Origin of the sequence: Pseudomonas sp. Leaf127 (assembly GCF_001423155.1) — a bacterium.
Taxonomy (GTDB): Bacteria; Pseudomonadota; Gammaproteobacteria; order Pseudomonadales; family Pseudomonadaceae; genus Aquipseudomonas; species Aquipseudomonas ovata.
In genome coordinates, this window is sequence record NZ_LMOA01000022.1 from 328,113 (window position 1) to 354,194 (window position 26,082).

At 63.5% G+C, this 26,082-nt stretch carries 24 protein-coding genes; 10 read left to right on the top strand and 14 right to left on the bottom strand.

Going from position 1 to position 26,082, the window contains the following annotated elements; genetic code table 11:
• Positions 1-19: 19 nt before the first annotated feature.
• Positions 20-991: a thymidylate synthase gene (locus tag ASF84_RS19340; protein WP_056840456.1), complete on the top strand. Its 972-nt coding sequence runs from the start codon at positions 20-22 to the stop codon at positions 989-991.
• Here ASF84_RS19340 and pdxR read toward each other — a convergent pair.
• Complete coding sequence (gene pdxR, locus ASF84_RS19345) at positions 988-2,388, bottom strand: MocR-like pyridoxine biosynthesis transcription factor PdxR (RefSeq protein WP_056840457.1); 1,401 nt, start codon at positions 2,386-2,388, stop codon at positions 988-990. The genes ASF84_RS19340 and pdxR overlap by 4 nt on opposite strands.
• An 86-nt stretch (positions 2,389-2,474) precedes the next feature.
• Between pdxR and ASF84_RS19350 the strand changes: the two genes are divergently transcribed.
• From ASF84_RS19350 to ASF84_RS19360, 3 genes are read left to right on the top strand one after another with little or no spacing between them, the layout of a single operon-like run.
• Positions 2,475-2,921: a GNAT family N-acetyltransferase gene (locus ASF84_RS19350; RefSeq protein ID WP_056840458.1), complete on the top strand. Its 447-nt coding sequence runs from the start codon at positions 2,475-2,477 to the stop codon at positions 2,919-2,921.
• Positions 2,918-3,538 carry an FMN-dependent NADH-azoreductase gene (locus ASF84_RS19355; RefSeq protein ID WP_056840459.1) on the top strand — a complete coding sequence of 207 codons (621 nt, stop codon included), beginning with the start codon at positions 2,918-2,920 and terminating at the stop codon, positions 3,536-3,538. Before ASF84_RS19350 ends, ASF84_RS19355 begins: the two co-directional genes overlap by 4 nt.
• 27 nt (positions 3,539-3,565) lie before the next feature.
• Positions 3,566-3,997: a carboxymuconolactone decarboxylase family protein gene (locus ASF84_RS19360; protein ID WP_056840460.1), complete on the top strand. Its 432-nt coding sequence runs from the start codon at positions 3,566-3,568 to the stop codon at positions 3,995-3,997.
• 134 nt (positions 3,998-4,131) lie between these two features.
• Here ASF84_RS19360 and ASF84_RS19365 read toward each other — a convergent pair whose 3' ends face one another.
• The 5 genes from ASF84_RS19365 to ASF84_RS19385 form a co-directional block, all read right to left on the bottom strand.
• Complete coding sequence (locus tag ASF84_RS19365) at positions 4,132-4,857, bottom strand: hypothetical protein (protein WP_056840461.1); 726 nt, start codon at positions 4,855-4,857, stop codon at positions 4,132-4,134.
• A gap of 293 nt (positions 4,858-5,150) precedes the next feature.
• Positions 5,151-5,894 (bottom strand): L-cystine ABC transporter ATP-binding protein TcyN, encoded by a 744-nt coding sequence (tcyN, locus tag ASF84_RS19370; RefSeq protein WP_056840462.1) that lies wholly within the window; start codon positions 5,892-5,894, stop codon positions 5,151-5,153.
• Positions 5,895-5,897: 3 nt separating this feature from the next.
• Positions 5,898-6,566, bottom strand: coding sequence for a cystine ABC transporter permease (tcyL, locus tag ASF84_RS19375; RefSeq protein ID WP_056840463.1), 669 nt, complete (start codon positions 6,564-6,566; stop codon positions 5,898-5,900).
• Complete coding sequence (gene tcyJ / locus ASF84_RS19380; RefSeq protein WP_056840464.1) at positions 6,563-7,360, bottom strand: cystine ABC transporter substrate-binding protein; 798 nt, start codon at positions 7,358-7,360, stop codon at positions 6,563-6,565. Before tcyJ ends, tcyL begins: the two co-directional genes overlap by 4 nt.
• Positions 7,361-7,561: 201 nt before the next feature.
• Positions 7,562-8,560 (bottom strand): D-cysteine desulfhydrase, encoded by a 999-nt coding sequence (locus tag ASF84_RS19385; protein ID WP_056840465.1) that lies wholly within the window; start codon positions 8,558-8,560, stop codon positions 7,562-7,564.
• A 200-nt stretch (positions 8,561-8,760) separates the two neighbouring features.
• Here ASF84_RS19385 and epsC point away from each other — a divergent pair, with 200 nt between their 5' ends.
• The gene (gene epsC, locus ASF84_RS19390; protein ID WP_056840466.1) at positions 8,761-9,714 is read left to right on the top strand and encodes a serine O-acetyltransferase EpsC; all 954 of its coding nucleotides are present in this window, start codon (positions 8,761-8,763) and stop codon (positions 9,712-9,714) included.
• Positions 9,715-10,212: 498 nt separating this feature from the next.
• Positions 10,213-12,168 (top strand): choline transporter BetT, encoded by a 1,956-nt coding sequence (gene betT / locus ASF84_RS19395; protein WP_162241271.1) that lies wholly within the window; start codon positions 10,213-10,215, stop codon positions 12,166-12,168.
• 18 nt (positions 12,169-12,186) lie between these two features.
• Here betT and ASF84_RS19400 read toward each other — a convergent pair whose 3' ends face one another.
• Together ASF84_RS19400 and ASF84_RS19405 are read right to left on the bottom strand one after the other, a co-directional pair.
• A complete protein-coding gene (locus tag ASF84_RS19400) occupies positions 12,187-12,924 on the bottom strand; it encodes an SDR family oxidoreductase (RefSeq protein WP_056840468.1) in 738 nt (245 codons plus the stop codon).
• Positions 12,925-12,969: 45 nt separating this feature from the next.
• Complete coding sequence (locus ASF84_RS19405) at positions 12,970-14,016, bottom strand: LacI family DNA-binding transcriptional regulator (RefSeq protein ID WP_056840469.1); 1,047 nt, start codon at positions 14,014-14,016, stop codon at positions 12,970-12,972.
• A gap of 217 nt (positions 14,017-14,233) precedes the next feature.
• Between ASF84_RS19405 and ASF84_RS19410 the strand changes: the two genes are divergently transcribed.
• From ASF84_RS19410 to mgrA, 4 genes are all read left to right on the top strand, one after another.
• Positions 14,234-16,504, top strand: coding sequence for a TonB-dependent receptor (locus tag ASF84_RS19410; RefSeq protein WP_056840470.1), 2,271 nt, complete (start codon positions 14,234-14,236; stop codon positions 16,502-16,504).
• 2 nt (positions 16,505-16,506) lie between these two features.
• The gene (locus ASF84_RS19415) at positions 16,507-17,835 is read left to right on the top strand and encodes an LLM class flavin-dependent oxidoreductase (RefSeq protein ID WP_056840471.1); all 1,329 of its coding nucleotides are present in this window, start codon (positions 16,507-16,509) and stop codon (positions 17,833-17,835) included.
• 97 nt (positions 17,836-17,932) lie between these two features.
• Positions 17,933-18,874, top strand: a complete 942-nt coding sequence (locus ASF84_RS19420; protein WP_056840472.1) for a sulfonate ABC transporter substrate-binding protein — start codon at positions 17,933-17,935, stop codon at positions 18,872-18,874.
• A 120-nt stretch (positions 18,875-18,994) separates the two neighbouring features.
• Positions 18,995-20,032, top strand: coding sequence for an L-glyceraldehyde 3-phosphate reductase (gene mgrA, locus ASF84_RS19425; protein WP_056840473.1), 1,038 nt, complete (start codon positions 18,995-18,997; stop codon positions 20,030-20,032).
• Here the strand turns inward: mgrA and ASF84_RS19430 are convergent.
• From ASF84_RS19430 to ASF84_RS19455, 6 genes are all read right to left on the bottom strand, one after another.
• Positions 19,998-20,186, bottom strand: a complete 189-nt coding sequence (locus ASF84_RS19430) for a hypothetical protein (protein WP_156684305.1) — start codon at positions 20,184-20,186, stop codon at positions 19,998-20,000. The genes mgrA and ASF84_RS19430 overlap by 35 nt on opposite strands.
• Positions 20,183-21,955, bottom strand: coding sequence for an amidase (locus ASF84_RS19435; protein ID WP_056840475.1), 1,773 nt, complete (start codon positions 21,953-21,955; stop codon positions 20,183-20,185). The genes ASF84_RS19430 and ASF84_RS19435 overlap by 4 nt, the downstream gene beginning before the upstream one ends.
• Positions 21,956-22,075: 120 nt before the next feature.
• Positions 22,076-23,512, bottom strand: coding sequence for a nitrogen regulation protein NR(I) (gene ntrC / locus ASF84_RS19440; RefSeq protein ID WP_056840476.1), 1,437 nt, complete (start codon positions 23,510-23,512; stop codon positions 22,076-22,078).
• Positions 23,509-24,594, bottom strand: a complete 1,086-nt coding sequence (gene glnL / locus ASF84_RS19445) for a nitrogen regulation protein NR(II) (RefSeq protein WP_056840477.1) — start codon at positions 24,592-24,594, stop codon at positions 23,509-23,511. Before glnL ends, ntrC begins: the two co-directional genes overlap by 4 nt.
• Positions 24,595-24,924: 330 nt before the next feature.
• Complete coding sequence (locus ASF84_RS19450) at positions 24,925-25,518, bottom strand: DUF4124 domain-containing protein (protein WP_056840812.1); 594 nt, start codon at positions 25,516-25,518, stop codon at positions 24,925-24,927.
• A gap of 37 nt (positions 25,519-25,555) precedes the next feature.
• A complete protein-coding gene (locus ASF84_RS19455) occupies positions 25,556-26,077 on the bottom strand; it encodes a DUF4124 domain-containing protein (protein ID WP_056840478.1) in 522 nt (173 codons plus the stop codon).
• Positions 26,078-26,082: the final 5 nt, after the last annotated feature.

Sequence of the window (26,082 nt, forward strand, 5' to 3'; positions counted from 1 at the left end):
CAACGATACAGGTAATGAAATGAAGCAATATCTGGAACTGGTCGCCCATGTGATCAAGCACGGGACCTTGCAGGCCAACCGCACCGGGGTGAACACCATCAGTTTCCCCGGCGCCATGTTGCGCTATGACCTGCAGGAAGGCTTTCCGGCCATCACCACCCGGCGCCTGGCGTTCAAATCAGCCATTGGCGAGATGGTCGGCTTCTTGCGCGGCGTCAACAACGCCGCTGAATTCCGTGCCCTGGGCTGCAAGGTCTGGGACCAGAATGCCAACGAAAACACCCACTGGCTGAACAACCCGTTCCGCCAGGGTGAAGACGACCTGGGCGAAATCTACGGCGTGCAATGGCGCAAGTGGCCGGCCTACAAGCGCATTCCGGCCAGCAACCAGGCGGCTATCGAGCAGACCCTGGCCCAGGGCTACCGGCAGATCGCCGAGGCCGAAGAAGACGGCCAGGCGTTCGTGGTGCTGTACAAGGCCATCGACCAGATCCGCCAGTGCGTCGACACCATCATCAACGACCCCGGCAGCCGGCGCATTCTGTTCCACGGCTGGAACTGTGCGCAGCTCGATGAAATGGCCTTGCCGCCGTGTCATTTGCTGTACCAGCTGCACCCCAATCCGCAGACCCGGGAAATCTCCCTGACCCTGTACATCCGCTCCAACGACCTGGGTCTGGGCACGCCGTTCAACCTCACCGAGGGTGCAGCGCTGCTGAGCCTGATCGGGCGCCTGACCGGCTACACACCGCGCTGGTTCACCTACTTCATCGGCGATGCCCATGTGTATGAAAACCACCTGGATATGCTCAACGAGCAGATGACCCGTGAGCCGTTCCCGGCGCCGAAGCTGGTCATTTCCGAGCGTGTGCCGGACTTTGCCAAGACCGGTGTCTATCAGCCCGAGTGGCTGGAGCTGATCGAACCTTCGGACTTCAGCCTGGAAGGCTATCAGCATCATGCGCCACTGACGGCGCCCATGGCTGTTTAAAGACAGCCTGCCAACCGCTGCGCCAGTGCCGACGCCTGTTCGGCACGGGTGACATTGGTAAAGCCCATCACCAGCCCCTGCCGGGGCGTCTCTTGCAGATACCATTGCGACAGCGGCTCTATCGAGAGGCCCTGGGCTCTGGCACGCCGGGCCATTTCGACGTCGTCACCTTCTGGCAGGCCGGCCAGCACATGCATGCCGCCGGCCTGCGGATTGAGGTGCAAGCGCTCGCCAAAGGCCTGTTGCAAGGCCTCGACCAGCCAGTGACGGCGGTGTGCGTAAAGCTGGCGCATCCTGTTCAGGTGCCGGGCAAAATGTCCCTCGTTGAGAAACGCCGTGACCGTGGCTTGCAGCAGCTGCGGGCAATGGTTGTGCAGCCGGTCGGCCTGGCAGGCGAAGGCCTGGCTCTGTTCGGCCGGCACCACCAGGTAGGCCAGGCGCAGGCCGGGAAACAGCACCTTGCTGAAGGTGCCGGTGTACAGCACACGGCCCTGCTGGTCGAGGCTCTTGAGTGCAGGCAACGGCCTGCCCTGGTAGCGGTATTCGCTGTCGTAGTCATCCTCGATGATCCAGCGCTGGTTGCGGCCGGCCCAGTCCAGCAGGGCCAGGCGGCGCGGCAACGACAGCGACACACCCAGCGGGCTCTGGTGGGTCGGGGTGACCACGGCAAAGCGGGCATCCGGTGCGCGCTGAATGCCTTGGGCCACGTCCAGGCCCTGGTCGTCCACCGGCACCGGCACCAGGTGCATGCCGGCGTGCTGCAAGGCATTGCGGGCCATGAAATAGCCCGGCTCCTCGAACCAGCAGCGGTCATCGGGTTGCATCAGCGTGTGGACGATCAGGTCCAGGCAGGCGCGGTAGCCGGCGCAGACGAACACCTGTTCGGCCCGGCAGGTGATACCGCGTGAAATCCCCAGATAAGTGGCGATGGCCGCCCGCAGCGGTGCATGGCCTTGCGGGTCGGGATAGACCAGCCCTTCAAGCCCGGCCTGGCGCAGTTGACGCCCGGCCAGGCGGGTCCACAGCTTGCGCGGAAAGGCATCCAGCGCCGGCAGGCCCATCTGCAAGGCCTGCGGCAGCGCACCGCGATGGCTGGACGCGAAGGGCGCTGCCGGCTCCGGCAACGGCACGGCGCCTGTAGCAAGGGCCGGCAAATGTGGTGTGACCACCGTACCGGCCGCCCCTCGGGCAATCAGGTAGCCTTCAGCTATCAACAACTGGTAAGCCGCCTCCACGGTGCCGCGCGCCAGGTTCAGTTCCGCCGCCAGCGCACGCACGGCCGGCACCCGGTCGCCGGGACGCAGGCGGCCGTCGGCGATGGACTCGCGAAAACGTTGGTACAGCTGACGGTAGATCGGTGAGGTCTGGCTGCGATCCGGAATGAAGGGCGTCAACATGGCCTGGTCATTTATGTGTTTTTTGGCCCTGTAGCTTAGGTCATCGGCCGCCTAAAGTGATCCCTCTCTTCACGGCGGCTCACCCCATGGCCTATACCTTTCTGCACCTCGACGACCGATCCGGCCTGGCGGCCAGTTTCGAGCTGATGCGCGTCCTGCGCCCGCATCTGGCCTGCACCGAGGCCTATACCGCGCAACTGCTGCGCCAGACCGGCCAGGGGTATCGCCTGTTGGCCGTGCGCGACGGTGAAACCACCGTTGGCCTGGCCGGCTACCGTGAGTTGGAAAACCTGTTGTATGGCCGCTTCATCTATGTCGACGACCTGGTCATCAGTCCCGACCTGCAGCGCAGCGGCCTGGGTGCGCAGTTGCTGGAGGCCGTGCGCAGCGAGGCGTGTCGTCGGGGTTGCCAGCACCTGGTGCTGGACACCGGCCTGCACATGCCGCTGGCCCAGCGTTTCTATTTTCGCCAGGGCCTGCTGGCCCGTGGCATGCACTTCACCCAGGGCCTGAACGACGGGAGCGCAGCATGAAAAACGTCCTGCTGATCAATGCCAGCCCCCAGGGCGAGGCTTCCCATGCTTACCAACTGGCCTTGGAGCTGATAGGCGCCTTGCGCCAGCGGCAACCGGCGCTGGCGCTGGTCGAGCGTGATCTGGGTGCCCGGCCATTGCCGCCGTTGACGAGTGAGTATGCCCGCGCCCTGACCACGGTCACCCCGTTCGACGCGCCGGTGTTCGAGGTGTCCGAGGCGCTGATCAACGAGCTGCAAAGCTGCGATGTGCTGCTGATCGCCACGCCGATGCATAACTTCACCGTGCCAGCCGCGCTCAAGCTGTGGATCGATTATGTGCTGCGCATTCACCGCACCTTCAGCGCAGGTCCCGAGGGCAAGACCGGTCTGCTGCGCGACCGGCCGACCTACGTGCTGGCGGGGTCCGGTGGCGTTCATCAGGGCGTGCGGGCGCGGCAGCCTGATTTCCTCACGTCCTACCTGCGCCATGTGCTCAACACCCTGGGCGTGTTCGACCTGCACTTCAGCTATTTGCAGGGCCTGGTGTTCGGTGATGAAGCCGTCAACAGCGCGCTGGCCGAGGCGCGTACCCGGCTGGCCCTGGAGCCGTTGTTTGGCGCGCTCGCCTGTTCCTGAACCTTTATTTTTCATAGGAGATTCACCATGAGCCAACTCAGACTGCCGTTTCCCTCCCTGTCGCCGGCCGCCTATCAAGGCCTGCTGGCCACCAACAAGGCGCTGGTCGAAGGCGCGCTGGAATTGCCGCTGCTGGAGCTGGTGTTCCTGCGGGTGTCGCAAATCAACGGCTGCGCGTTTTGCCTGGGCAAGCATGCGCAAACCCTGCGCGAGTGCGACGTGCCGCAGGCAAAGCTCGACTGCCTGGCCGGCTGGCGGATCAGCGAACTGTTCGATGCGCGTGAGCGGGCGGCACTGGCCTGGGCCGAGTCGCTCACGCACATCAGTGAACAAGGGGCGCCCGATGAGCTGTACGAGCCCTTGCAGGCGCACTTTTCCGCTGCCCAGATCAGTGACCTGACCCTGGCAGTGTCATTGATGAATGCATTCAACCGGCTGGCGGTGGGCATGAAACTTTAGGCGCCATTCCGTCAGGCCGGGTAATAACGGTATTCAGGGTTATAAGTAATAAGGCCCCTGTGTGCGTGTGTGTCGATAGGCCATGTTTATTGTTGAAAACTGGCGAATCGCTACATTTAACAACGGCCCGCCGCTCACACTTCAGATTCCAGAAGTTGAATATTCAGTGCGCGCGAAGGTGCCCAGTACGAGTGATTGCCGACCCGGTCAATAATGCAGTAAGTGATTTCCGGTGGCTGGGTTTCGATGGCTTCGCGAATCAGGGCAGGGGGAATCACCAGGTCGATGGGGTTGTCGATATCCTCTTCGCGCAGCGGTGGCAGGTCCAGCCGCAAGTCGCCCCAGCGCAGGGTGATTTCGTCGTGGGCGGCCATGTTCAGGTACGGCTCGATGGTCAGTGGCAGGCCGCTCTCCAGATGCCTGGGCGTCAGGCCGCGCCGGGCCACACAGGGCGATAGCGACAGCGGCGCCAGGCCCTGGTTTTCCTCCTCGCTGGAGCCCGGCAGTTGCCCGCCAGGTGCATCCAGCTTGACCCAGAGCTTGTGACACAGCGAGGTGAGGGGCGTGCCGCCGATCTTCATCACCCGGTAGTAGGTTCGGGCCTTGCCGTTTTGCAGGAAGCTTTCAGGCACCCGCAAGGCCACCGAGTGCTGCAGGTCGTCGCGGCTCAGGACGGCGGAGGCGACATAGCAGCCGTCCCAGAACAACTCGATCAGGTCGCCTTCATCCATCGCTTCATAGGCCGGAATCTGCACGGTCAGCTGCGGTGCGGCAAGCAGGCCGACGCCATGTCGGCAGGCCATGGGAATAACGGGGGCAGGCAGTTTTGCCTGGGGGGTGGTGCAGGAAGTGTGACTCATGTCCGGATACTCGCTCGTTTCAAGTCATGCAACTAAAAAGGCACAGGCGGACCAGCCCCAGTCACGAGCGTAGTCGCCGGTCGATAAATAACAGGGCGTGCAAACGTGGCACAAAACTCAATGAACTCGTTTGGGCGTCGAACTTTTTTCTTTCTGAACTAATGAGTTTTAGTTGGGGCTGTCAATAAGTCGACGGGCGGGTAAAGCATGAAATGAGCGAATCAGAAAATTCCTACACTTATTGATAGAGGCTGTTTACCTGACAGTAAGCAGCCCTCCTACCGGATGCGGGATCAGGAACGACTGCGCTCCAGAAACTGGCGCGTGCGTGCCTGGGTGGGATTGGCGAACAGGGCCTTGGCTTCGCCCTGCTCGACAATGACTCCCTTGTCGATAAACACCACACGATTGGCCACATCACGGGCAAAGCTCATCTCGTGGGTGACGATGACCATGGTGCGCTGTTCGGCGGCCAGGTCGCGGATGGTGTTGAGCACTTCGCCGACCCGTTCAGGGTCCAGCGCCGAAGTCGGCTCATCGAACAGAATCACCTGCGGCTCCATGGCCAGGGCCCTGGCAATCGCCACCCGCTGCTGCTGGCCGCCGGACAGACGCCTGGGGTAGGCGTCTTCCTTGCCGGCCAGGCCCACCTTGGCCAGCAATTGCCGGCCCAGGGCGATGGCCTTTTCGCGGGCAACCTTCTTGACCACCAGCGGCCCTTCGATGACGTTTTCCAGGGCGGTGCGGTGCGGGAACAGGTTGAAGTTCTGGAACACGAACCCCACCTGCTGGCGCAACTGGCGGATCAGATCCTGTTGCTTGCCCAGGGGACGGTTGCCGTCGATGCGGATATCACCGACCTGCAGGGTGCCGCCGGACGGTTCTTCGAGCAGGTTCAGGCAGCGCAGCAAGGTGGTCTTGCCCGAGCCACTGGGGCCGATAATGGCCACCACCTCGCCGGCTTCGACACGCAGGTCGATGCCCTTGAGCACCGGGTTGCCCTTGAAGTCCTTGGTCAGGCCCTTGATTTCGATCATGCCTCAGGACTCCTGTTCATGACGGTTGACCCGGGCTTCGAGACGGTTCTGAAAATGCGAGAGCAGGGTGGCCAGCACCCAGTAGATCAGCGCCGCGGCCAGGTACATGGTGAAGATCTCGAAGGTGCGCGCGGTGATCAGCTGCGCCTGGCGGAACAGCTCCGGCACCTGGATGGTGGCGGCCAGCGCGGTGTCCTTGACCAGCGAAATGAAGCTGTTGCCCAGCGGTGGCAGGGCGGTGCGTGCTGCCTGCGGCAGGATCGCCCGGCGCATGGCCTGCCAGCGGGTCATGCCGATGCTGGCGGCCGCCTCCCATTGCCCGCGGTCCACCGAGCCGATGGCGGCGCGCAGGATTTCACAGGCGTAGGCGGCCATGTTCAGCGAGAAACCGATCAGCGCCGCCGGCAACGGGTCCAGCTCCAGGCCCAGCTGCGGCAGACCGTAGTAGATCAGGAACAACTGCACCAGCAAGGGCGTGCCGCGAAAGAATGACACGTAGAGCCGCGCCGTCCAGTTCACCAGCTTCGACCGCGACAGGCGCATCAGCGCGAGGGCAAAGCCCAGCAGCAGGCCAAAGAACATGCCGCCCAGGCTGAGTACGACGGTGTAGTAAGCGCCCTTGAGCAGAAAGGGCGCCGACTCGATGACGAGATTGAGACTCTCCTGAATCATTGGGTCACGTCAGCGCCGAAGTATTTCTCTGACAGCTTTTTCAGCGTGCCGTCGGCGCGCAGCTTGGCCAGTGCCTCGTCGATGGCCGCCAGCAGCTCGGGCTCACCCTTGCGCAGGGCGATACCGGATGCCTGGCGCGAGAAGGCCTCACCGGCTGCGACCAGCTTGTCTTTGGTCTTTTGCTGCATTTCCAGGGCCGCGAGACGGTCAACCAGAATGACGTCGATACGGCCTACGCTCAGATCCTGGATCTTGGTCGGATCGTCGTCATAGGTTTTGATAATGGCGCCTGGCACGTTCTCCTTGAGCCATTGCTCATAGTTGGTGCCCAGGCCCAGGCCCACTTTCTTGCCGGCCAGGTCCTGGGCGGTCTTGATCGAGGCGGCGGTGTCTTTTCTGGTCATGGCCTGGATGCCGGACACGGTGTAGGGCGTGGAGAAGTCGTACTTCTTCTTGCGCTCTTCGGAAATGGTCACCTGGTTGACCACGACGTCCAGGCGCTTCGATTCCAGGGCGGCAAGAATGCCGTCCCACTTGCTCGGCTGCACCTTGGCCTTGACCCCCAGTTCCTTGGCCAGCGCTTCGGCCAGCTCGACCTCGAAGCCTGTGAGCTTGCCGTTTTCATCGACGAAGCTGAAGGGTGGATAGGTGCCTTCCAGGCCCACGTTCAACGTGCCGCTGTCCTTGATTTTCTGCAGTTGCTCACCGGCCATAGCCTGGCCGGCAAGGCCGGTGCCGAGCGCCAGGCTCAGGGCGGAAAACAGGACGGTACGGCGGATAGCGGAAATGTTCATGCGAGCCCCTTGATGAATGCACGTGTCGATCAGAATTGAGACTTCTTGGAAACGGACGAAGTGCCGAACCTGTAAAGATTTGTTCGGCACCCCTTCGTGTGGCGCGCACTATAGAAGGTGTTTTTTATAAATAAAAATAACTAAAAGTGTTTTTTTATTTCGTTATTGCATAAGTGTCGTGCAGTGCTCTGGCCTGCGCCCTCAGCCGGAAAACAGCTGTGGATAAGCAAACAGTGCCGGCGCGCCGCCCGTATGGACAAAGACAATCGGGCCTTCGTCGAAGCGCTGCCGACCGATGCCGTCGAGCAGGCCGGCCATGGCCTTGCCGGTATAGACCGGGTCCAGTAACAGGCCTTCCTGGCCGGCCACCAGCCGGATCGCTGCCAGGGTGCCGGCATTGGGCTCGCCGTAACGGGGCGCGTAGTACTCGTCCCACAGATTGATCTTCAAGGGTTCCGGCACGGCGATGTCCAGCAGGGCGGCGGTGCTTTCGGCCAGGCGCCGGACCTTGGGTAACTGGTCTTCCTCACTGCGCGACACGGTCACCCCGATCAAGGGCAGTGCCGGTTGCCGCTCGGCCAGGGCCAGCGCCAGACCGCTGTGGGTGCCGGCGCTGCCGGAGGCGACCACCACGGCCGCAAAGGGCACGCCGATCTGTTCGATCTGATCGGCCAGCTCCAGGCCTGCGCGAACATACCCCAGGGCGCCGACCGGGCTGGAGCCGCCGATGGGCACGGTATAGGGCTTTTTGCCGTTGCTCTGCAGGCGCGCGGCCAACGCCTGCAATTGTTCGTCGGCGTTGTCGAGGTTTTCGACCAGCTCCACTTTGGCATCGAACAGTTCCAGCAACAGGCGGTTGCCGTTGTGCAGGTAGCCGGGGTCTTCGCTGGCGATGGGGTTTTCCAGCAGGGCCACGCAGCCCAGGCCCAGGCGGGCGGCCAGGGCGGCGGTCTGGCGCACATGGTTGGACTGGATGGCACCGGCGGTGATCAGCGTGTCGGCGCCTTGTGCCTGCGCATCGGCGGCCAGGTATTCGAGCTTGCGCACCTTGTTGCCGCCCAGCGCCAGGGTGGTGGTGTCGTCACGCTTGACATAGATGTCGCGCCCGACCCAGGCCGACAGGCGTTCGAGCTTTTCCAGTGGGGTAGGGGCGCCGATCAGGTCCAGGCGCGGAAAACGGGCAAGCTGTTTATTGAGCATGTGGATAAAGGCGTTCCTGTGGAGAATCACTCGACTATAGGCACAGGTTTGGTACACGGCAACCGGTGCAGGCTTATGCCGTTGTCGTCCGGGTCTTGCGCAAACGGGTATTTTTTCAACGCATTTGTTTGCCGTAGAGTAGAAGGCAGGCGGCCGCATCAACGCGATCGCGTTCCCTTGACGACCCAGGAGAGTTCAGCGTGAGCGATATCCCACAAGGCACTGGCGACGGCCGCTCCAGCCACTGGCAATTGCAGCGTATCGTCGGCCAGTTGCGCGAGGCGCGTGACGACTGGCGCACCCGTAACCGGCGGGTCAGCGGCGAACATGGCGGGCGCGAACTGCCGTCGCGCGCGGCGATGAGCGACATCATCGAGGCGCTGACCGGGGCGCTGTTTCCCATGCGCCTGGGGCCGGTGGACCTGCGTGAGGAGAGCGAGGACTTCTACGTCGGCCATACCCTGGATGTCGCCCTCAACGCCCTGCTGGCCCAGGCGCGACTGGAACTGCGATACGTGGCCCAGCAGCAGGGTACGCCGGTCGGAGGCATCGACCAGCGAGCGCTGCAGATCATCCAGGACTTTGCCATTGCCCTGCCGGGTATTCGCCGGCTGCTCGACACCGATGTGCTGGCCGCCTACCAGGGTGACCCGGCGGCGCGCAGTGTCGACGAGGTGCTGCTGTGCTATCCGGGCATCCTGGCGATCATCCACCATCGCCTGGCGCACCACCTGTACCGTGCCGGCCTGCCGCTGCTGGCGCGTATCAGCGCGGAAATCGCCCACTCCGACACCGGCATCGACCTGCACCCCGGCGCGCAGATCGGCCCGAGCTTCTTTATCGACCATGGCACCGGCGTGGTGATCGGCGAAACCGCGATCATTGGCGAGCGGGTACGCATCTATCAGGCCGTGACCCTGGGCGCCAAGCGCTTTCCGGCCGATGAGAACGGCAACCTGCACAAGGGCCAGGCCCGTCACCCGATCGTCGAGGACGATGTGGTGATCTACGCCGGTGCGACCATCCTGGGGCGCATCACCATCGGCAAGGGCTCGACCATCGGCGGCAACGTCTGGCTGACCCGCAGCGTGCCGGCCGGCAGCAACCTGACCCAGGCCAATCTGCTGCAGACCGACGACGGCACCCAGAAGTAAAGCGCACTCCGCCCGCGCTCAGACCCCTCCGGCTGTAGGAGCGCGCTTGCCGGAATGCCGGACCACCGCGACCGGCTGCGCAGCAGTCGTAAAGTTGTGGCGTTTCACAAATTCTGTAGGAGCGCGCTCTGCCCGCGACCGGCTGCGCAGCAGTCGTAAAATTTCAGCGTTTTCGAGATTTCTGCGAGCGCTACGCACTCGGTCGCGGGCAAGCGCGCTCCTACAGCGGCTCTGTAATCACCGTGCCATCAGGGAACGATCCGTTCGTCGTGCACGTCTTACGCCTGTTCCAACCCCCGACACACCGCCTGCAATTCGTCATTACGGGCGCTTTCATGTTTAAATTGAACGTTCAATCAATCTTGAACGGTGGTCCGCTGCCCGCTCTCAAAAGGAGGCAATGCCCTTGTCCTGCCCATGTCTGACCCGTGTTTTACGGACGCTGGAGGCGTATCGCGCATGAATACCCTCACCCCTGCCGGTAATGGCCCGGTGCGCATGAATGCGCCGGTGTTCTATTTTGCGGCCAGTTTCATCCTCATTTTCGGCATCATCGTCATCAGCTTTCCCGAGGCCAGTGGCCAATGGTTGCTGGCGGCGCAGACCTGGGCGGCCGAAACCGTCGGCTGGTACTACATGCTGGTCATGACGCTGTATCTGGTCTTCGTGGTGGTCACCGCCTTGTCTGGCTACGGCAAGATCAAGCTCGGTGCCGACCACGACGAGCCCGAATTCAGCTACCTGTCCTGGGCCGGCATGCTGTTCGCCGCCGGTATCAGCATCACGTTGTTTTTCTTCTGCGTATCCGAACCCCTGACCCACATGCTGCAACCGCCGCAAGGCGAGGCCGGTACGGTGGATTCGGCGCGCCAGGCCATGCAGTTGCTGTTCCTGCACTGGGGCCTGCATGGCTGGGGCGTGTTCGCTTTTGTCGGCATGGCGCTGGCCTATTTCGCCTACCGGCATAACCTGCCGCTGGCCTTGCGCTCGGCGCTGTACCCGCTGATCGGCAAGCGCATCAATGGCCCGATCGGTTATGCCGTCGACGGCTTCGGTATCATCGCCACCATCTTCGGCCTGGGTGCCGACATGGGCTTTGGCGTGCTGCATCTCAATTCCGGCCTGGACTACCTGTTCGGCGTGGCCCACACCCAGTGGGTGCAGGTCGGGCTGATCACCCTGATGATGGGCGCGGCCATCGTGGTGGCCGTGTCTGGCGTCGACAAGGGCGTGCGGGTCATGTCCGACATCAACATGCTGCTGGCCTGTGCACTGCTGCTGTTCGTGCTGTTCGCCGGTCCCACCCAGCACCTGCTCAACACCCTGGTGCAGAACATCGGCGACTACCTGGGCGCGCTGCCGTCCAAGAGCTTCGACGTCTACGCCTACAAGAGTGTCGACGGCTGGCTGGGCGGCTGGACCGTGTTCTACTGGGCCTGGTGGATTGCCTGGGCGCCGTTCGTGGGCCTGTTCATCGCACGCATTTCGCGAGGTCGCACCATCCGCGAGTTCGTTTTTGGCGTGCTGCTGATTCCGCTGGGTTTCACCCTGGCGTGGATGTCGATCTTCGGCAACAGCGCCATTCACCAAGTGCTGGAAAACGGCATGACCGCGCTGGGCCAGTCGGCCATCGACGACCCGTCCATGACCCTGTACCTGCTGCTGGAAACCTACCCCTGGAGCAAGACGGTCATTGCCGTGACCGTGTTCATCAGTTTTGTGTTCTTCGTCACCTCGGCCGACTCCGGCACCGTGGTGCTTTCGACCCTGTCGGCCAAAGGCGGCAATGCCGATGAAGACGGCCCGAAATGGCTGCGCGTCTTCTGGGGTGCGGCCACGGCACTGGTGACCAGCGGCCTGCTGTTCTCCGGCAGCATCGATGCGCTCAAGTCGGCGGTGGTGCTGACCTCGCTGCCGTTCTCGCTGATCCTGCTGCTGATGATGTGGGGGCTGCACAAGGCGTTCTATCTGGAGTCGCAGCGGCAACTGGCGCAGTTGTATTCCCTGGCCCCGGCCTCGGGTGCCCGGCGTGGCGGCTGGCGCCAGCGTCTGAGCCAGGCGGTGCATTACCCGTCGCGCGACGAGGTGTACCGCTTCCTCGACCAGACCGTACGCCCGGCCATCGACGAAGTGACGGCCGTGTTCGTCGAAAAGGGCCTGGTCGTGAACAACGTGCCGGACCCGGCCAACGACTCGGTGACCCTGGAAATCGGCCACGGCGAAGAGCGTCCTTTCATCTACCAGGTACAGATGAAAGGCTTCTTCACCCCGTCCTTCGCCCGTGGCGGCATGGGCTCCAAGCAATTGAACAACCGCCGCTACTACCGCGCCGAGGTGCACCTGAGCGAAGGCAGTCAGGACTATGACCTGGTCGGCTACACCAAGGAGCAGGTGATCAACGACGTGCTCGACCAGTACGAACGCCACATGCAGTTCCTGCATCTGGTGCGGTAGGACGGTAGGCGCAGATAGTCACGCCAGGCCGCCATTGGCGCGCAGGACCTGGCCGTTGACCCAGCCTGCATCGGGACCGGCCAGGAAGGCCACGACGCTGGCGATGTCGTCGGGCTGGCCGAGGCGTTGCAGCGGCGGCAGGCTGGCGAAATGCTGGATCTGTTCTTCGGTCTTGCCGTTGAGGAACAGTTCGGTGGCCACCGGCCCCGGGGCCACGGCATTGACCGTGATGCTGCGCCCGCGCAGTTCCTTGGCGAATACCGGGGTCATGGCTTCCACGGCGGCCTTGCTGGCGTTGTAGATGGCGTAGCCCGGCAGGCTCAGGGCCAGGGCGGTGGTCGAGAAATTGATGATCCGCCCACCGTCGTTCAAGCGCCGGCCGGCTTCGCGCAGGGTGTTGAACACACCCCGGGTATTGACCGCAAAGGTCTGCTCGAACAACTCGTCGCTGGTGTCGACCAGTGGCGTGGTCTTGAGGATCCCGGCGTTGTTGACCAGCACATCGACCTGGCCCAGGTGGTGCTCGGTGGCGTCGAACAATCGGCGTACATCGGCGGTGCTGGCGACGTCGGCCTTGATCGCAATCGCATCGTGACCCTGGCCCATCAGTTCAGCCACCAGGGTGTCGGCTTCGTCGGCGCTGTGGGCGTAGTTGATCACCACGGCAAAGCCGTCGGCGGCCAGGCGCCGGGCGATCTGCGCACCGATGCCGCGTGATGCGCCCGTGACGATGGCGACTTTGCGAGGTCGGGTCATGGCGTTTCTCCTGTCAGAAATGAGGGGCTACCTCATCTTAGAGCGCTATGTGCTTTCCCGTTCCATCAACTGACACTCCAGCAGGTTCAAGCGCTGCAGCTCACCCTCCAGCGGCAACACGCCCAGGCTTTGCAGCAGTCGCTGCGCCGCCAGCACGCCGATCTCCAGTGCCGGCGGCTTGATGGTGCTCAGGCTGGGCAACAGCATTTCGGCAAAGGCGTAGTCGCCAAAGCCCATCACCGCACAGTCCTGCGGGATCGACAGGCCGGCGCGCTGACCGGCCAGCAGGCCGCCGGCGGCCAGGTTGTCGTTGGCAAAGAAAATCGCATCCGGGCGCTGCACCCCGCTCATCAAGTGCTGCATGGCTTGCTTGCCGGCCTCGAACGGCGCCAGTCCCGGGTCCGGGGCGAAGACCCACGGCTCAAGCCCCAGCGTCCTCAACGTATCGGCATAACCGTCACGCCGCTCCAGGGCGCTGAAGTCGCTGACCACGCTGTTCTGCACAAAGGCGATGCGCCGGTAGCCCTTGCCATGCAGGTAGCGCGCTGCCGTGACACCGACCTGGTAATGCGAAAAGCCGATCTGGATCGGCTGGCGCTGCGGCTGGTAATCCCAGGTTTCGATCACCGGCATGTCGGCCTGCTCGATCATCTTCTGCGTCGCGGCGGTATGAAAGTGGCTGGTCAGCACCAGGGCGGCCGGCGACCAGCCGAGAAAAGCCCGCACCGCGCTTTCTTCCTGCTCGGCCGAGAAATAACTGGAGGCCAGCAGCAACTGGAAACCGTGCTGGCTCAAGGTGTCGCTGAAGCCCTGGATCGTATTGGCGAAAATCGGCCCGGAGATGTTCGGGATCACCATCGCCACCACCTTGCTGCGCGCCGAGGCCAGGCCGCCGGCGACCAGGTTGGGCACATAACCCAGATCAGCCACGACCGTGGCGATGCGTTCGCGCAGCTCGGGTGAGACCTGTTCGGGCTGATTGAAGTAGCGCGAAACGGTGATCGCCGAAACACCCACGGCCTTGGCCACTGCAGTGAGCGTGATGCGACCGGCGCTGCGGCGTTTACGTGTCATCGGAGGTTGTTCTGCCATGCCAACGTGATCCGCATAAAATAAAAAGGAATATAAAAGTAATTTTTCAGTATTGGACGCTCTATGGTCCCGTTTCTGATACTGGCGATGTTAGCGCTAACGTCCTGGTTTGTCTGCTACTCGCTCGTGCGAATGCCAACGCCCCGTTTAGCCACATAAAAACCGTCAATACGTGGGGTATTGACGACATTCGCTACTTTTTCAGGCAGGCACACAGATGCGCACGACACTGGGCAGCGGCACTGGACACACACCTCTGGCAACCGCCATCGAACAGGCCAACAAGGCGCGGGCAGGTCGTTGCGCCTGGCTGCTGATGGGCCTGGCAAGCTGGCCGCTGATGCCGGGGGCCGCATTCGCCGACACAGCGCGCAGCGCCTCCGAAGCACCGGTGCTCAATGCCGTGACGGTGACGGCCACGCGCCGCGAAGAATCGCTGCAAAAGGTGCCAGTGGCGGTCTCGGTGGTCGAGGGCGAACAGCTGGAGCGCGACAACCGCAACGGCGTGGCCAGCCTGGTTCAGCAAGTGCCGAGCCTGAACTTTCGTACCGGTGCGTCGAACAAGGACACCTCGCTGTTCGTTCGCGGTGTCGGCACCATTTCCACTTCGCCGGGCGTCGAACCGACCGTGGCCACGGTCATCGATGGCGTGGTGCTCGGCCGGCCGGGGCAGGCAACCCTCGACCTGCTGGACCTTGAGCGCATTGAAGTGCTGCGCGGCCCGCAAGGCACGCTGTTCGGCAAGAACGCCTCGGCCGGCGTGCTCAACGTGGTGACCAAGGCCCCGACCGAAGCCACCCATGGCTACATCGACCAGTCCTGGTACAGCGGCCATGAAAGCCGCACGCGCTTCGGCCTCGGCGGCAGCCTGATCCCCGATACGCTCAAGGGCTCGGTCACCACCCTGTTCGGCAGCTACGACGGCAACGTCGACAACCAGGCCAATGGTCACGAGGTCAACGGCTATAACCGCAAGGGCGTGCGCGGCAAACTGCAATTCACCCCCAGCGACGAGGTGACCTTCACCCTGGCTGCCGACTACATGCAAAGCCATGACGACGCGCCCAATGGCGTGGTCAGCCAGGCACTGACGCCGGCGTTCGCCAGTGCCCTGGCCCCGGTGCGCGCCGGCAGCGACAACCGCGACGTGGTCAGCGATTACCGCAGCCATGTCGAGGACGTGAATAAAGGATTGTCCGGGCAACTGGACTGGCAACTGGGCGACCACACCCTGACGTCGATCACCGCCTGGCGCGGCTGGGACAACACCCAGTACCAGGACGGCGACCGCCTCGCTGCCATTACCACGGCGTTTCCCGGCACCGAAGACAAGGGCAAGCTGGACTACAACCAGTACTCCCAGGAGCTGCGCCTGGCCTCGCCCAAGGGTGGCTTTGTCGAGTACGTCGGCGGGCTGTTCTACATGCGCGGCAAGAGCGATGAAACCTACCAGCGCACCCTGATTACCCCGACCGCCCGTGAGCAGGGCGTGGCCGACTACAGCACCACCAGCGAGAACTATGCGGTGTTCGGCGAGAGCACCTTCAACCTGACCCCGGACCTGCGCGCCATTGCCGGGCTGCGCTGGAGCCACGATGACCTGGAGTATGACCATCGCCGCGTCTCGACCTCGTCCACCACGGTCAGCGGTATCCAGCCGGCCACCCGCAGCACAGGATCGGTCGACGAAGACGGCAAGTCCGGGCGCTTGGGGCTGCAATACGACCTGAGCGATACCGTGACCAGCTACGTTACTTATTCGCGCGGCTACAAGGGCCCGGCCTATAACGTGTTCTTCAACATGCAGCCACGCGACACCGAGGCCCTGAAGCCGGAAACCTCCAACACCTGGGAAGCGGGGATCAAGGCCAGCGCCTGGAACAACCGCCTGACCACCAATCTGGCGGTGTTCCACAGCGAGTACGACAACTACCAGGCCAACTTCTTCGACAGCGTCGCCGGCCAGGTGGTGACGCGCCTGATCAACGCCGGCAGCGTGAAGACCCAGGGCGTCGAACTCGACTACGCCTTGCAGGTGACTTCGCAGTTCAAGGTCTCCGGCGCGCTGGCCTACACCCAGGCGCGCATTGACAGCTTCGCCTGCCCGGCCGGGGCGGCGGCTTCATGCAATGTCGATGGCAAGACCCTGCCGTACAGCCCGGACTGGAAAAGCTATGTGCGTGCCGACTACAGCATCCCGCTGGACAACGGCCTGGATATCGAACTGAGCAGCGATTACAGCTGGCAGAGCGAGGTGCAGTACGACATCAGCCAGAACCCCGACACCCGGCAGGGCGCCTACGGTATCTGGAACGCCAGCGTGGCCCTGGCTGACTACGACGCCGGCTGGCGCGTGGCCTTGCTGGGCAAGAATCTGGCCGATAAGTCCTACTCGCCGATGCTCGCCACCGGTGGCAACTACATCTACCGCGCCGTGCCGCGTGACGACGAGCGCTATTTCGGCGTGCAACTGCGCAAGGACTTCTGACCATGAACACGTCGGCACGACAGATGAAACTGGGCGCCTTTCTCATGGCCACCGGGCACCACGTAGCGGCCTGGCGGCACCCGGACGTCCCGGCTGGCGCCGGGCTCGACTTCAAGCACTACCGGCATCTGGCCGAAGTCGCGCAAGCGGCGTGCTTCGATGTGTTGTTCGTGGCCGACAGCGTGGCCGCGGCAACCGGCGAGGTGGCCAGCCGCATGGCGCGCTCTGATCACTTCGAGCCCCTGACCCTGCTTGCGGCCCTGAGCGCGGTCACCGGGCACATCGGCCTGATCGCCACGGCGACCACCACCTACAACGAGCCGTATCACGTGGCGCGCAAGTTTGCCTCACTCGATCATCTGTCCGGTGGGCGTGCGGGCTGGAACCTGGTGACCTCCGACGCCGCCGCCGAGGCGCAGAATTTCGGCCTGGACGAGCACGTCGGGCATGCCGAGCGCTACCGCCGGGCGCAGGAGTTTCACCAGGTGGTAACCGGCCTGTGGAACAGTTGGGCCGATGACGCCTTTACCCGTGACAAGGCCAGCGGTCAGTACTACGACCCGGCCAAGGTGCAGGTGCTGGACCATCATGGCGAATTCTTCCGGGTCAGGGGGCCGCTCAATGTGGCGCGCTCGCCCCAGGGCCAGCCGGTGGTGGTGCAGGCCGGCTCGTCCGAGGTCGGCCGCGACCTGGCGGCGCGTACCGCCGAAGTGGTGTTTACCGCCCAGACATCGTTAACCTGCGCCCAGGCATTCTATGCCGATCTCAAGGGCCGGCTGGCCGCGTATGGCCGTAGCCCCGAATCGCTGAAGATCATGCCCGGCGTGCTGGTCGTGGTGGCTGAAACCGAGTCGCAGGCCCAGGCCACCTTCGAGTCGTTCCAGAACCTGGTGGAACCTGAAGTCGGGGTGGCGTTGCTGGGGCGGATGCTGGGCAATTTCGACCTGTCCGGCTACCCGCTGGACGGCCCGCTGCCCGAGCTGCCACTGACCGACAGCGGCCAGCGCAGCCGGCAGCAATTGCTCACCGCGCTGGCTCAACGCGAGGGGCTGAACCTGGCGCAACTGGGCCGCCGGATTGCCGGTGGGCGCGGGCACTACAGCCTGATCGGCACGCCCGCTCAGGTCGCCGACCAGATGCAGCTGTGGTTCGAAAACGGCGCGGCCGACGGTTTCAACGTGCTGGTGCCGCATTTGCCTGGCGGACTGGAAGACGTGGCCCGCCTGCTGGTGCCTGAACTGCAACGGCGTGGCCTGTTCCGCACCGAATACGAGGGCACGACGCTGCGCGAAAATCTCGGGCTGCAGCGGCCCGCCAACCCGTTTGAATGATTGGCCCACCCATTTTCCACGCTGTCGCAGCGCCCCTGAATGGCTTGTGGGAGGCGGCTTGCCGGCGACGGCGTACTGACAGGCAAAGGATGACTTCATGAAACCACTCGCTTTTATCGCCGCCACCCTGGCTGTCTTCAGCCTGGTGGCTAACGCTGCAGCGGCCGACCCCGACACGCTGCGCATCGGCTATCAGAAGGGCTCGATCCCGCTGGTGCTGGCCAAGGAACACGGCCTGCTGGAAAAGCGTTTTGCCGGCACCGCGATCAAATGGATTGAATTCCCCGCCGGGCCGCAGATGCTGGAGGCGCTGAATATCGGCAGCCTGGACATCGCCTCCACCGGTGACATTCCGCCGATCTTCGCCCAGGTGGCCGGTGCCGATCTGGTGTACGTCGGCGCCGAACCGGCCAAGCCTGAGGCTGAAGTGATTCTGGTGCGCAAGGACAGCCCGCTGCGCAGCGTGGCCGAACTCAAGGGCCGCAAGGTGGCGCTGCAAAAAGGCTCCAGCGCACACAACCTGGTGCTGCGTGCGCTGCTCAAGGCCGGGCTGGGCTTCAAGGATATCCAGCCCGTCTACCTGAGCCCGGCCGATGCCCGCGCTGCGTTCGAAAACGGCAGCGTCGAGGCCTGGGCCATCTGGGACCCGTACTATTCCATTGCGCTGGTCGAAGGCCAGAGCCGGTTGCTGGCCGACGGCACCGGGCTTGGCCTGTCGGGACCGGTGTACACCGCCCGCCGCGATTTTGCCGGCCAGCACCCGGAGTTCGTCCAGCAGGTGCTGGACGAACTGACGGCCGCCGATGATTTGACCCGCAGCCAGCGCGAACAGAGCGTGCAGATACTGAGCCGCAGCATGGGCCTGCCCGGCGAAGTGATCGGCCTGTACATCGACCATCGCCCGGTGTCGCCGGTGCTGCCGATCACGCCTGCAATCATCAAGGCGCAGCAGGCGACCGCTGATCTGTTCTTCGATAACCGTTTGCTGCCCAAGCGTGTCGATATCCAGAGCGCGGCCTGGCAGGTGCAACCGCGCTGACGCCATCGCGGGCAAGCCCCCTCCCACAGGAACACGTCGGGCATCTGTTTTGTGTAGGGCGCGGTCGTGTGGGAGGCGGCTTGCCGGCGATGGGGCCATTACTTTTTTCAGGGATTTTTCATGACTTACATCGCAGCCGATAATCGCTACACCGACATGCTCTACCGCCGCACCGGCTGCAGTGGCTTGCTGCTGCCGGCCTTGTCGCTGGGCCTGTGGCACAACTTCGGCGACAGCACGCCGATCAACACCCAGCGCGCCATGCTGCGCACCGCATTCGACCTGGGCATCACCCATTTCGACCTGGCCAATAACTACGGCCCACCCTATGGCAGCGCCGAGGTGAACTTCGGCCGGCTGTTGCGCGAAGACTTCACGGCCTACCGCGACGAGTTGATCATCTCCACCAAGGCCGGCTGGGATATGTGGCCCGGTCCTTATGGCCAGGGCGGTGGCTCGCGCAAGTACGTGCTGGCCAGTCTCGACCAGAGCCTGCAACGCCTGGGGCTCGACTATGTGGATATCTTTTACTCGCACCGCTTTGACCCCGACACGCCGCTGGAAGAAACCGCCGGTGCCCTGGCCACCGCCGTGCAACAGGGCAAGGCGCTGTACATCGGCATCTCGTCGTATTCGGGCAGCAAGACCCGGGAAATGGCCGCCTTGCTCAAGCAGTGGAACGTCCCGCTGCTGATCCACCAGCCGGCCTACAACCTGCTCAATCGCTGGGTGGAAAAGGACCTGCTCGACACCACCGATGAGCTGGGTGCCGGGGTCATTGCCTTTACTGCCCTGGCCCAGGGCCTGCTGTCCGACAAATACCTCAATGGCGTGCCGCAAGACGCCCGGGTCAATCGCCCCGGTGGCGGCTCGCTCAAGGCCGAGCATCTGTCGGAGCAGAACCTGGCCCATGTGCGGGCGCTCAACGAGATCGCCCGCAGCCGTGGCCAGAGCCTGGCGCAAATGGCCCTGGCCTGGACCCTGCGCGATCCGCGGGTGACGTCGGCGCTGATCGGTGCCAGCCGCCCCGAGCAGATCATCGAGAACGTCGCGGCGCTGAACAACCTGGCGTTCAGCGCCGAAGAACTGGCCGCGATCGATCGCTTTGCCGTGGAAGGAGGGATCAACCTGTGGGCCCGGCCTTCACTGGCTGAGTAAGGTGCAGGTGCGCGGCGTCGGCCGGGTAGTACAACGGCCGCAGCGGCGCCTGCCAGGCAATGCTGAAAAACACCCGGGGTGCCTGCCCGGTATCGGCCGGCAACAAGGCCGGGTTGCGCATCGGCTTCCAGGCAATGCTGTAAAAGGTGCTCATGTCCATGTTCTGCCCCGCTCAATGACCAGCGGATCGGTGGAGTCGTGCGGGGCTATGTCCCGGACCCTGGGCATGTTATCCGGGCGTTTGCTGTACAGGTCGAATCGCGGCGTCGGCGGCGCCGCATCGTGGTACTGCGGGTAGTGCGCCTGGAAATCCAGCGCGGCCTGGATAATCTGTACCTCAGCAAAGCGCGTTCCCCAGAACGCTGCGTTGATCGGCAAGGAGGCAGGCACACCGGTACGGCCATGCCCGATCGGAAAGGTCACCATCGGCCAGCCCAGCGCGTTGGGCAGATCATAGTAGGTGCGTCGTACCTGCAAACCGTTTTCAGCCCGCTCCAGGCCGAAACGCAAGCCAATGTGCGAGCCCAGCGGCATCACCAGCATGAAGTCCACGTCGTGCTCATGCAGCGCCTGATACCACACTTGCTGTTGCCGCCGTCGACGCTGGTCAGCCTCGACGATTAACGAATAAGGCACCTGCTCGATAACCGCCTTATAAAACTGTGCATTGAAATTTTTCAGCAACTCTTCACGATAAGGCGACGGGCGGCGTACGGCAAAATCGGCCACCGCTTTCCAGTAGCGCGCCTCGTATTGCACCGGATAGCTGGTCAAAGCCGCCGGTGTCAGGCGCATAAAAGGATCCGGGGTATCAAAAATAGGGCCGGCACCATAGTACGGGCGGTTCTGCGACTGCGTCATGTCGAGGCCGGGAAAATCCAGCACCCGTGCACCCAGCCCGGTCAGTTGTGCCTTGAAGCGCTCGAAGGCTTCGCGGTAATCGGTGTCATAGAGGCTGGCTGGCGGCTGGCCCAGCCCATCGGGGAACATCCAGTCGGTCTGCGGGATGCCGATGGTGATACCCGCCAACGGCGTGGGGCCTGGACGTGGTGCGCAAGGCAGTTGCAGCGCCGGGATGGGTTGCGACAGGGTCAGGGGGTCATTGAGCGGGTCCAGGCCACTGATGGCTGACAGGATCAGCGAGGCATCGCGTATCGAGCGGGCGATGGTGCCCGGTACATCCCAGCCCATGAGCAGTGGCATCAGGCCGGCGGTCGAGGCCAGGCCTAAAGAGGGCTTGATGCCACTGGCACCGTTGGCCGCCGCCGGGGTGATCAGCGAGCCGCCGGTTTCTGCGGCCAGCGCACCGGCACACAGGCGTGCGACCGGGGCAATGCCGGAGCCGGAACTGGAGCCACCAGGCACCCGGGTCGGGTCCCAGGCATTGGCTCCGAAATCGCCATGCACGCTGCCGGAGTATTCCGAGCAGATGGTGTGGCCCAGCAACACCGCCCCCTGCTCGCGCAGGCGGGCGACGATGGTGGCATCGTGGTGAGCAACATTGGTGTCGAAGGCGTGGGTGCCGTTCTTGCTTTCACGCCCGCAGATCGCCATGACGTCCTTGAACCCCAACGCGATCCCGCACAGCACCGGGGCTGGTCCGCGTGGATCATCAGGGTTGTTCAGCCATAGGTCAGCCCAGCGAGCCTGGCTCAGCGCCTCTTGGGCATCGATGCGCACAAAGGCATTGAAACCGCCATTGTCGTCGTACACCTCGAACGGTCCGTTGAGCTCGTAGATCCGTGCCAGGTAGGCAATGGTCACTTGCTCGGCGCTCAGTTCGCCGGTGCGAAACAGCACCGCCATCTCAGCGATTTCATAGTCGACGATGCGGTTGCGCAATCGAAAGGACGCGCGCGGCGGCAGGCAGGCCAGCAGTCGCGCATTGATTTCCCGCAGTTCGGGGAAGGGGGTGTACTCCATCACGATCAACTCCTTGAAGCCCTGGAAGACAAGGCTGTTTCAAGGAGCTAATCAGCGAATGTGGCGGGCGTAAACTGGCAAAAATATCAGTCCGGCCTCGAAGGCCGCGACCCGCCTTCGTCAGCTGTCTTCGCCGTCGTCATCGTCGCTGCCATCGACCTTCATGCCCAGTTCCTTGATCTTGCGGGTCAAGGTGTTGCGGCCCCAGCCCAGCAGCACGGCGGCATCGCGACGACGACCGGCGGTGTGCTTGAGCGCGGTCTCTATCATGATCCGCTCGAAGGCCGGCACGGCACTGTCGAGCAGGTTGGACTGCCCGCGTGACAGGGCCTGGTCGGCCCACTGGCGCAGGGCCTGCTCCCAGTTGGTGACCGGGGCGGCGTCCTGCGGGACGTTGAGCAGTTCCGGTGGCAGGTCGCTGATGTGCACTTCGCGGCCCGAGGCCATGACCGTGATCCAGCGGCAGGTGTTTTCCAGCTGCCGCACGTTGCCCGGCCACGGCAGGTGTTTGAGGTATTCCTCGGTCTCGGTCTTGAGCAGCTTGGGTTCCACCGCCAGTTCCAGCGCCGCGCGGCTGAGAAAGTGTCGGGCCAGGGTCGGGATGTCTTCACGACGGTCCGACAGGCGCGGAATGTGGATGCGGATCACGTTCAGGCGGTGGAACAGGTCTTCGCGGAACTTGCCGGCCTGCACCAGGGTTTCAAGGTTCTGGTGGGTGGCGGCGATGATGCGCACGTCGACCTTGACCGGCGTGTGACCGCCGACCCGGTAGAACTCGCCATCGGCCAGCACGCGCAGCAGGCGGGTCTGGGTGTCGGCCGGCATGTCACCGATTTCGTCGAGAAACAGCGTGCCGCCATCAGCCTGTTCGAAGCGGCCGCGGCGCAGGTTGGCCGCGCCGGTGAAGGCGCCTTTCTCGTGACCGAACAGCTCCGACTCCATCAGGTCCTTGGGGATGGCCGCCATGTTCAGGGCAATGAACGGCGCCACGGCACGCGGGCTGTGGCGATGCAGGGCGTGGGCCACCAGTTCCTTGCCGGTGCCGGACTCGCCGTTGATCAGCACGGTGATGTTGGAATGGCTCAGGCGCCCGATGGCACGAAACACTTCCTGCATCGCCGGCGCTTCGCCGATGATTTCCGGGGTGCGGGCCACCACCTGCGGCACGTCCAGGCCCTGTTGTTCCTGGGCGTGCTGGTTGGCGCGCTTGACCAGCGAGACGGCTTCGTCGACATCGAACGGCTTGGGCAGGTACTCGAAGGCACCGCCCTGATAGGACGCCACGGCGCTGTCGAGGTCCGAATGCGCGGTCATGATGATCACCGGCAGGCGCGGGTGCTCTTCACGAATGCGCGCCAGCAGGTCCAGGCCACTGGCGCCGGGCATGCGGATGTCGGAAATGATCACGTCCGGCTGCTGGCGGGCCAGGCGGCTCATGACGCCATCGGCGCTGTCGAAGCTCTGCGTGGTCATGCCTTCCTGTTGCAGGGCTTTTTCCAGCACCCAGCGGATGGAACGATCGTCATCTACGATCCAGACAGTTTCACTACGGCTCATGTCGAAGCGGCTCCTTGTTCCAGCGGCAGGAAGATCGAGAAGTTGGTATGGCCAGGATGGCTTTCACACTCGATCAGGCCCTGGTGCTGGCTGATGATGTTCTGGGTAATGGCCAGGCCCAGCCCGGTACCGTCGGGGCGGCCGCTGACCATCGGGTAGAAGATGGTTTCCTGAAGCTCGGCCGGGATGCCGGGGCCGTTGTCGATGATCTCGACCTTGGTGACCAGCCGGTGGCGGATATGGCCGATGGTGAACTGACGCATGGCACGGCTGCGCAACGTGATACGTCCCAGGCGCAGCTCGTTCTGGCTGTTGATGGCCTGCATGGCGTTGCGCACGATATTGAGCACGGCCTGGATCATTTGCTCGCGGTCGATCAGTACGTCGGGAATGCTGGGGTCATAGTCGCGCACCAGAGTGATGCGTCCCTGGCTTTCGGCATCGACCAGGCTGCAGACGCGTTCGAGCACTTCATGGATATTGGTCGAGGCCAGCGACGGCAGCTTGTTGGAACCCAGCATGCGGTCGACCAGGTTACGCAGGCGGTCGGCCTCCTCGATGATGACGTTGGTGTAGTCCTTGAGGCTTTCTTCGGGCAGCTCGCGGGCCAGCAACTGGGCGGCTCCGCGAATGCCGCCCAGCGGGTTCTTGATTTCGTGGGCCAGGCCGCGCACCAGCATCTTGGTGGTTTCCTGCTTGGACAGCTGGGCCTCTTCCTTGGTGATGCGCAGCAGGCGATCACGCGGGTGAACCTCAAGCAGCAGCAGGGTTTCGCCTTTGTTCAGGATCGGCGTGACGGCGTAGTCGACGGTCAGGGTCTGGCCGGTCAGGGCCGTGAGCATGGCTTCGCGCTTGGTGAACGGGTGCGCATGCTCCACGGCCTGGCGCAGCGAACTGAGGGCTTCGGCGGACTCGGTGAACAGTTCACTGATGAACTGCCCGTGGCTGCGCTGGCCACTGATGGCAAGCAGCATTTCTGCGGCGGGATTCATGTACTCAAGGCGCAAGTCGGCGTTGAGCAGGATCGTCGCAGTGGTCAGATTGTCGAGTAACAATCGGTGCAGCGCGTCGCTGATAGTCATGAATCCGGGTGACCTCTTTTGGCACAGGGCAATCGCGAAAGGTGAATGCTGGGAGGATTTGCCAGCCTGTGCACCTTCACTGAAACAATGCGTAACGGAATGCTGTGCTGGATGAAGTTGCAAGAACCAAACCAAGGCTCCGAAAAGAAGCGCGTTTTCCACAAAAACCGGGCTTTTTTCGTGCTCTTGTTGTTTGGCAGCGACTTTGGATAGACAAAATTGAACCGAATCAGGGCCAGGGCCCGGTGCGCCGGATTATTTATGCACCAGTTTAGTGCCTTGCAATATTTTTGCGCATGGCGCTGCTGCTGTAACGCAGGGGCAGGCCTATCAGAAAAAGGGCAGCCAGCGGCTCTTCTGCTCTGGCTTGTCCTTAAGCGGGCATTCCGGGCGCACGCCGTATTCGGGCAGTTGGCAGGGGTTGGTCTGGCGTTTCTGCGCCAGGGAGATGCGTTGCAGGTGAAAGGGCTGGCTGGGGGTCTTTTCCAGCAGTCGGCCGTTGCGGTCGAGGATTTCCACCGACAATTGATGCGTGCCCCGGTCAATGTGGCTCAGCGGGAAGACCGGGCTGCGCCCCGGTTCGGCAACCGGCTGGCCGTCGAGCAGCAGGCGATACACATGACCTTCCTGCAGCGCCGGGTCGCTGTTGACCGTCACGATCAGGTTGCCCTCGGCATTGCGCACGGTGGTATCGGGCTCGGGCACCAGAATGCGCAGCAGGGAGTAAGGCACTGCCGGCTTGCCTGGCTGAGGTGCCGCTGCCGGACTGATCTTGACGCGGCGGGTCGGCGGCGTGCCGGTCATGGTGTTGCTCGGAGCCACCTCCACGCGCTTGGCATTCTTGCGTGGCTGGTCAGTGAACACACGGTTGCCCTGGGCGTCGGTGTAGGTATAGATCTCGGCCAGCGCCGGGCCTGCGCTCATCAGCACGCCCAGCAACAAGAAATGCGACAGGTTCACCTCAGGACCCGCCCACGGCCGCGCGCATGATACTCAGCGTCACCTCAGGGCTCTGCTGGATGATCCGCCGGGCGTCTTGCACCAGCACCGCAAAGCGATGCTCGCCGCGATCGATGTTGACCACCTGCAGGCGCGGCAGGTTGCTGGGCTGGCCGTAGGGTTCGCCGTCAACCAGCAGTTGCAGGCGATGGCCCGGTTGCAGGCGCGGCTGCACCCGTACGCTGAGCGTGAAGGTGCCGTCGTTGGCGCGAATGATGGCGTCGGCTGGCAGGTCGGTCAGTTCCAGTTGGTCATAGCTGGCCTGTTGCGCCGGAGTCTGTGGCGCATTCTGGCTGGGCGGCGGCGCTACCGGAGGCTGGGCCTCAATGCTGTTGAGCGGCTTGAGTTCGACGGTCTCGGCCCGGGTGCCATCGGGTGGCTGGCTGCTGTAAGCGGTATTGCCGTTGGCATCGGTGTACTTGTAGATCTGCGCCAGGGCAGGTACGCAGATCAACAGCAGCAGGCAGGCGAGATAACGGCGCATGGACT

Coding starts and splice junctions, on each gene's coding strand:
- ASF84_RS19430 (WP_156684305.1), bottom strand. CDS start 20,186: ATGAGCACCTTTTACAGCATTGCCTGGAAGCCGATGCGCAACCCGGCC.
- glnL (WP_056840477.1), bottom strand. CDS start 24,594: ATGACTATCAGCGACGCGCTGCACCGATTGTTACTCGACAATCTGACC.
- pdxR (WP_056840457.1), bottom strand. CDS start 2,388: ATGTTGACGCCCTTCATTCCGGATCGCAGCCAGACCTCACCGATCTAC.
- ASF84_RS19400 (WP_056840468.1), bottom strand. CDS start 12,924: ATGACCCGACCTCGCAAAGTCGCCATCGTCACGGGCGCATCACGCGGC.
- ASF84_RS19415 (WP_056840471.1), top strand. CDS start 16,507: ATGAACACGTCGGCACGACAGATGAAACTGGGCGCCTTTCTCATGGCC.
- tcyN (WP_056840462.1), bottom strand. CDS start 5,894: ATGATCGAAATCAAGGGCCTGACCAAGGACTTCAAGGGCAACCCGGTG.
- ASF84_RS19405 (WP_056840469.1), bottom strand. CDS start 14,016: ATGGCAGAACAACCTCCGATGACACGTAAACGCCGCAGCGCCGGTCGC.
- ASF84_RS19350 (WP_056840458.1), top strand. CDS start 2,475: ATGGCCTATACCTTTCTGCACCTCGACGACCGATCCGGCCTGGCGGCC.
- mgrA (WP_056840473.1), top strand. CDS start 18,995: ATGACTTACATCGCAGCCGATAATCGCTACACCGACATGCTCTACCGC.
- ASF84_RS19340 (WP_056840456.1), top strand. CDS start 20: ATGAAGCAATATCTGGAACTGGTCGCCCATGTGATCAAGCACGGGACC.
- ntrC (WP_056840476.1), bottom strand. CDS start 23,512: ATGAGCCGTAGTGAAACTGTCTGGATCGTAGATGACGATCGTTCCATC.
- betT (WP_162241271.1), top strand. CDS start 10,213: ATGAATGCGCCGGTGTTCTATTTTGCGGCCAGTTTCATCCTCATTTTC.
- tcyL (WP_056840463.1), bottom strand. CDS start 6,566: ATGATTCAGGAGAGTCTCAATCTCGTCATCGAGTCGGCGCCCTTTCTG.
- ASF84_RS19410 (WP_056840470.1), top strand. CDS start 14,234: ATGCGCACGACACTGGGCAGCGGCACTGGACACACACCTCTGGCAACC.
- ASF84_RS19355 (WP_056840459.1), top strand. CDS start 2,918: ATGAAAAACGTCCTGCTGATCAATGCCAGCCCCCAGGGCGAGGCTTCC.
- ASF84_RS19365 (WP_056840461.1), bottom strand. CDS start 4,857: ATGAGTCACACTTCCTGCACCACCCCCCAGGCAAAACTGCCTGCCCCC.
- ASF84_RS19435 (WP_056840475.1), bottom strand. CDS start 21,955: ATGGAGTACACCCCCTTCCCCGAACTGCGGGAAATCAATGCGCGACTG.
- ASF84_RS19420 (WP_056840472.1), top strand. CDS start 17,933: ATGAAACCACTCGCTTTTATCGCCGCCACCCTGGCTGTCTTCAGCCTG.
- ASF84_RS19385 (WP_056840465.1), bottom strand. CDS start 8,560: ATGCTCAATAAACAGCTTGCCCGTTTTCCGCGCCTGGACCTGATCGGC.
- ASF84_RS19360 (WP_056840460.1), top strand. CDS start 3,566: ATGAGCCAACTCAGACTGCCGTTTCCCTCCCTGTCGCCGGCCGCCTAT.
- tcyJ (WP_056840464.1), bottom strand. CDS start 7,360: ATGAACATTTCCGCTATCCGCCGTACCGTCCTGTTTTCCGCCCTGAGC.
- ASF84_RS19455 (WP_056840478.1), bottom strand. CDS start 26,077: ATGCGCCGTTATCTCGCCTGCCTGCTGCTGTTGATCTGCGTACCTGCC.
- ASF84_RS19450 (WP_056840812.1), bottom strand. CDS start 25,518: ATGAGCGCAGGCCCGGCGCTGGCCGAGATCTATACCTACACCGACGCC.